Source organism: Pseudomonas sp. CGJS7 (assembly GCF_036961695.1).
The window spans coordinates 1-1,751 of the sequence record NZ_JBAMDI010000287.1 but is presented as its reverse complement, the minus strand read 5'-3'; the positions used below and the strand labels follow the sequence as shown (position 1 = coordinate 1,751).

Sequence of the window (1,751 nt, the reverse complement as noted above, 5' to 3'; positions counted from 1 at the left end):
ACGTTCCACGTGACCAGGGTGCGCTCGCGCTCAGCGGCCGCCAGCAATGGCAGTTCGGCCACCGGTTGTTGCGGTTGCTCGACGATGCCTTGCAGCAGATTGATGAAGTGGATCGACAGCCGCTCGATGGTCGAGCGCTCGAACAGGTCGGTGGCATAGATGAACGACGCCTCCAATCCCTCTGGCGATTCGCGGGTCTCCAGGGTCAGGTCCAGTTGAGCCACTTCGGTGACACTGTCCACGCCTTCGATCTGCAGATCGCCCAAGCGCGCGCTGGTCGCCCCGCCACGGCCGGCCGCTTGATGGTTGAACATCACCTGGAACAGCGGATTGAGCCCCAGGGTGCGCTCCGGCGCCAGGGCCTCGACCAGTTGCTCGAACGGCAGCTCCTGATAGGCCTGGGCATCCAACGCGTGCTGGCGCACCTGGCGCAACAATTCGACGAAGGGCTGCTCGCCAGCGACCTGGGCACGAATCACCTGAGTGTTGACGAAATAACCGATCAGCCCTTCGGTCTCGACCCGGTTGCGGTTGGCGCTGGGCACCCCGATGCGGATATCGTCCTGGCCGCTGTAGCGGTGCAACAACGCGTGGAATGCCGCCAGCAGCAGCATGAACAAGGTGCCACCCTCGGCCCGGGCCAGGGCTTGCAGGTCATGACTCAAGGCCGCCGGCAGTTGCAGGTTGCAACGCGCGCCACGGTAGCTGGGCTGCGCCGGCCGCGAGTGATCCAGCGGCAGTTCCAGCACCGGTTGCTGCGCGCCCAGGCGCTCGGTCCAGTAGGCCAGCTGGCGATCACGCTCGCCCGCCTCCATCCAGTGGCGCTGCCACAGGGCATAGTCGGCATACTGGATCGGCAGCGGCGCCAGGGTCGGCGCCTGGCCGAGGCTCAAGCCGGCATACAGGGCGATCAGCTCGCCGACCATCACCTGCATCGACACGCCATCGGAAACGATATGGTGCTGAGTCAGCACCAGCACCTGATCGTCGGGCGCCAGCTCCAGCAGACGCACCCGCAGCAGCGGCCCCGCCTCAAGGTCGAACGGCTGACGGGTTTCTTCGGCCACCCGGGCCTCCAGTTGTGCCAGGTCCAGCGGCCCGACCACCTCATGGGCGATGGCCAACCCGGCCACGGGGTCGATCACCTGCAATGGGCGCGTCTGGTCGAAGACGAAACGAGTGCGCAGCGTCTGATGCCGCTCCACCAAACGCTCGAAGGCACCTTGCAGCGCCTGGCGATCCAGCCGGCCGCGCAGACGCAGGGCCATGGGGATGTGATAGGCACTGCTGTGCGGCTCCAGCTGCCAGAGGAACCACTGGCGCTCCTGGGCGAAGGACAGCGGCAGTTGCTCGAAGGCCGACTGCACCTCGGGGATCGGCAGGTTGGCCGGGGACACGCCCTCGGCCAGCATCTTCTCCAGGTACAGGGCACGCTTGTCCAGTGGCAAGGTGATGAAGCGGCGAGCGATCCGCGCGGCAACGGTGCTGTCCATCACAGCCCCTCCATGTCGTCAAGCAGGTCTTCCAGACGGCTCAGGGTCGAATCCTGCACCTGTGCGCCGGTGGCTTGCAGTTGCGCCACCAGAGCACCAAGCACCGGGTATTGGAACAGCAGTTGCGGGACCAGCTTCAGCCCCAGTTCGAGTTGAATACGCGACACGATATTGATCACCAGCAGGGAATGCCCGCCCAGTTCGAAGAAGTTGTCAGTCAGGCCGACTCGCTCAAGCCCGAGGACCTGCGTCCAGATT

At 65.4% G+C, this 1,751-nt stretch carries 2 protein-coding genes; both read right to left on the bottom strand.

Annotated elements, in window-relative coordinates:
* Window positions 1–1,493 (bottom strand): condensation domain-containing protein (locus V7787_RS52710; protein WP_336095442.1); only part of this gene is annotated, 1,493 nt, incomplete at its 3' end.
* A partial coding sequence (locus V7787_RS52705; RefSeq protein ID WP_336095441.1) for a phosphopantetheine-binding protein occupies window positions 1,493–1,751 on the bottom strand: 259 nt, incomplete at its 5' end. The genes V7787_RS52710 and V7787_RS52705, both read right to left, overlap by 1 nt.